General features: G+C 43.0%; 3 protein-coding genes. 1 reads left to right on the top strand and 2 read right to left on the bottom strand.

Annotated features, from left to right (window positions below):
• Together AC1DWN_RS28835 and AC1DWN_RS28830 are read right to left on the bottom strand one after the other, a co-directional pair.
• A partial coding sequence (locus AC1DWN_RS28835; RefSeq protein ID WP_477562319.1) for an NADPH-dependent assimilatory sulfite reductase hemoprotein subunit occupies positions 1-1439 on the bottom strand: 1439 nt, incomplete at its 3' end.
• A gap of 53 nt (positions 1440-1492) precedes the next feature.
• The gene (locus AC1DWN_RS28830; RefSeq protein ID WP_477562320.1) at positions 1493-3361 is read right to left on the bottom strand and encodes an assimilatory sulfite reductase (NADPH) flavoprotein subunit; all 1869 of its coding nucleotides are present in this window, start codon (positions 3359-3361) and stop codon (positions 1493-1495) included.
• Between the two features lie 416 nt (positions 3362-3777).
• Here AC1DWN_RS28830 and AC1DWN_RS28825 point away from each other — a divergent pair, with 416 nt between their 5' ends.
• Positions 3778-4236, top strand: a complete 459-nt coding sequence (locus AC1DWN_RS28825; protein ID WP_477562318.1) for a hypothetical protein — start codon at positions 3778-3780, stop codon at positions 4234-4236.
• The last annotated feature ends 104 nt before the right edge of the window (positions 4237-4340 follow it).

The following is a 4340-nucleotide window of genomic DNA, read 5'->3' as shown; positions in this document are numbered from 1 at the left end:
CGAATAACAATTTCCTTATCGCTCAAGCCAGCATCATCCAAAATCAGCTCCAGCTTACTAAGTAAAGTAGGCAAGTAGCGTTCTGCTTCCGCCATCGCAAGTCCGCAGGTCGGCAAGGCTACACATGACATCGAGCTTCTGCGCAGCGCCGATTGATTAGCACCGTCGCTAAGTCCGTGCTTCTCCATCAGTTCTAATACTTTACGCTTTTTCTGACTAGTAACGTTCGCAATGACTAGATTTTGGTTCGGCGTAAGCCGGAAGTCGCCCGTATGGATCTTAGCAATTTCCCGTAATCCTGTCATTAATTGATAGTCATCATCGTCATGAATTCTTCCACTCTGAATAAAGAGTGTCAGATTCCATTTTCCGTTACTGCCCTTCACCCAACCGTAGCGATCACCATTATGATCAAAATGATACGTACGAGCTGGTTCTAGCTCCCAGCCTAATCTGCTGTGAAGCTCACTTGTGAACCATTCAATACCATGACGGTCGATTGTATATTTAAAACGAGCATTTTTGCGAACAGATCGGTTTCCATAATCCCGTTGGATCGTAACCGTCTTCTCTGCGACATCTACAATTTTCTCTGGCGTACAGAAGCCAATTACCCGTCCAAGCTGAGGATATGTTGCTGTATCACCATGAGTCATACCCATTCCGCCGCCAACCGTGATGTTAAACCCTTTTAGCTTACCGTCTTCAATAATCGCGATATAGCCTAAATCCTGAGAATAAACATCTACATCATTAGAAGGCGGTATAGCCATACCGATTTTAAACTTACGTGGTAAATAAACAGGACCATAGATCGGTTCCACTTCCGCTGAATCATCCAAGCTGTTTACAACCTTCTCGCCATCCAGCCATATTTCATGGTAAGCAGGTGTCCGAGGAGCAAGATGATCGCTTACGCGTCTTGCCCATTCGTAAACCTCTCCATGAACTTCGGATTGGTAAGGATTCGGGTTGCTCATTACATTACGGTTCACATCTCCGCATGCTGCTAACGTAGTCATTAGTGTTTCGTTAATGCCTTGGATTGTCTTCTTTAAGTTCCATTTTAAAATGCCATGCATTTGAAAAGCTTGCCGAGTCGTTAGCTTCAACGTATCGTTTCCATACTTTTGAGCCAAACCGTCAATGTCCAGCCATTGCTGTGGTGTCGCAACACCTCCTGGTGCAACTACACGAATCATAAACTGATACGCTGGCTCGAGCTTTTGCTTTTCTCGCTCGTTGCGCAAATCCCGATCGTCCTGCATATAGCTTCCGTGGAATTTCAATAACCGATTGTCGTCTTCTGGTAGTCCACCGGTAATCGGGTTTCCTATCGTTTCAACAAGAGCACCACGCAGATACTGGCTCTCGCTCTTTATATGCTCAACCTCGCTCGGCGGTCCGCCGATTGGCTTAACTGCTTGATCATTTGCCATTATTGCAATCTCCTCTCGCACTCACTCGCTCTGTCATTCTAACATCATCTAAATTAATACACGTCGCGTTGGTATCTTTGCTGCTCCTGCATATCAGCCAGATAAGCCAATGCCTCTTCATGACTCATACTGCCCTCTTGTTCGATGATTTGGATTAGAGCCGCTTGCACATCATGCGCCATATGCTTCTCATCGCCGCAAACATAAATATGTGCACCTTCTTGCAGCCACTTGAACAGCTCGCCGCTTTTCGCTAGTAAACGATGCTGGACGTATACTTTCTCTTCCGTATCCCTAGAGAATGCTACATCCATATTAGTAAGAGCTCCATCCTTAAGCATCCGCTGCCAGTCTGTTTGATAAAGGAAATCGGTCACAAAATGACGATCGCCGTAAAATAGCCATGTTTTACCCTCTGCACCAAGCTCCTCACGCTCTTCAAGGAATGCCCGGAAAGGAGCAACCCCTGTACCAGGTCCTATCATAATAACAGGCGTTTCTGAATGAACTGGAAGCTTGAAGTTCGGGTTTTGTTGAATATATATCGACAGTGTATCGCCGGGCTGCACTCGTTCAGCACATTGAACCGAGCAAACACCATAACGTTCGCGGCCATGAGCTTCATAGCGCACTGATCTAATTGTAAGATGTACTTCATCTGGGTTTGCCTTATAGCTGCTTGCAATCGAGTAGAGACGAGCAGGCAGTTTACGCAAAATAGATACAAATTCCTTTGCCGATTGCTGCCAAGGGGAGAAATCCTTCACGAGATCAAGCAGATCGCGTCCATCGAGATAGCTCTTAAGCTCTTGCTCATGTCCAGCCTTAAGCAGCTCCGCGAGTTCATTGCTAGATGAAAGATTTACAGCCTTCTCCAATAAAGGCTTCGTCAAAACGGTTATTTCATAGTGATGAAGCAAAGCCTCACGTAAAGAGCTTTCTTCGCCCTTCTTGTTGATCGGTACTATCTCATCCGCTTGCCAACCCATTGCTGAAATAAGCGTATCTACCAATTCAGGATGATTCTCCGGGCAAATCCCGAGACAATCGCCTGGTTCGTACTGTAGGTTTGAGCCTTCAAGAGACAACTCAAGATGACGAGTTTCTCGATCTGAGCCGCGCCCATTCAAATTGATATTCGTTAACACCTCAGCCTTAAACGGATTCGTACGGGAATAGGCCGACTGCGTTAATAGCACAACTCCGCTTTCTGCCGAACTAGCAGCCTCTGCCATTGCAGTAGCAGGAGCATTAAGGCTTCCATTAAGAGACTTTAGGACATTTTCAAACCATTCAGCCGCAGGCTCATCGAAATCCAGATCACAATCAACACGTGGACAAAGACGCTGACCGCCAAGCTCTTCGAGCCGCTGGTCAAAATCCTGGCCTGTTTTACAAAAGAACTCATAAGAGGTATCACCAAGTGATAGGACGGAAAACTTCATGTTTTCTAATTGTGGTGCTCTCTTGCTATACAGAAATTCATGGAAGGATATCGCATTATCCGGCGGATCACCTTCACCATGAGTGCTCGCTAATATAAGTAGATTCTCAACCTTTTTCAAGCCATTTGGCTTGAATTTGTTCATTGCCGTTAGCGAGACCTGAAATCCTTGCCCTTCCAACTTGCGAGATAGGCTAGTAGCCAACCTCTGACAATTACCTGTTTGGGAACCAAACAGAACCGTCACCTCACGAGAACCTGCTGGCAGGCTGACAGAAGAAAGAACTGCTCCTGCTTCAGAAACGACTGCCGGAGCTTGCATTTCAATACCTGCCGGTACCAATGTACTCGCATTTTGAACAGCGGATATATATCCACTTAACCAAATCTGTTGTGTTTGTGTTAATGTTGGCAAAAGACGGTTTAAAAGTTCGACTTGCTCCTGATTAAAAGGACTGTTCGTTACTAGAAGTTGCAACAAAATCCACCTCTCATACACATAAAATCTCTTCATTTTATTAGCTACATTAAAGCTTTATTTATTATCAAACTAACACAATAAAAGGAAACGATCAATGAGCGATTTCTCACTTCGAATTGTCTCTTGTAGTAAAAATATCCATTTGAAACAGAAATGCCAAGAATTCAGGGTAATTCACCCTGTTTTGACCTGTTACATTACAAAAAATGATCACATCTATTAGAAAAAATGATAGATCTTTTTCTTGTTTTGAAGCAAATGGACACGCCAAATAGACCCAACATCACTTTCATTCTGGATCTGAGCTATTAAGTCCGTTCAAATAATCCGTTTACAAACGCCACAATTTGTTATAAAATTCTTTATAAAGAACGTAATTGTTCTCAGCTAAATAGGGTTGGGAGGGACATGAAATGATAAAAATAAAACGAATAGTCAGTATTACCTTTTTAATTTGTTTGATTGCATTTCCAACTTCAGCATTTGCTTCATCTACTGATTTTGAGGCAGGTAATGAGAGAGGGTTTTTCTCAAGTATTTTTTCATTTTTCTCTTTTTCAAAGCAAAGCAACAACAACCAATCGAATTACGATGACCAGTACACTAGCAAAAATGATACATACAACAAGGATAAAGACAAAGATAAAGACAAAGATAAAGATAAAGATAGAGACAAAGATAAAGACAAGGACTATTCACATAACAACAACTGGTGGGATTGCTTTTGGAGTAATTGTGGTGGTGATCATGGCTATGACGATGACCACGATGACCATGATCATGATCATGATGATGACGACGATGACGATGACGATGATTGCTGGGATGATGGCGATTCAGCAAAGATATGGAAAAAATATTATGGTTATTAACAGTTAAATTGTTACTCCGCTAACCTTATGGTCAGCGGTTTTTTGTTTGCAACCTTCTTATTCCCTTATATACAAATGACTTTCTTACTTTCCGAAAGTACCCT

This window comes from Paenibacillus sp. P4_A7, from assembly GCF_056402455.1.
This window is presented reverse-complemented; position numbering and strand designations above follow the sequence as displayed.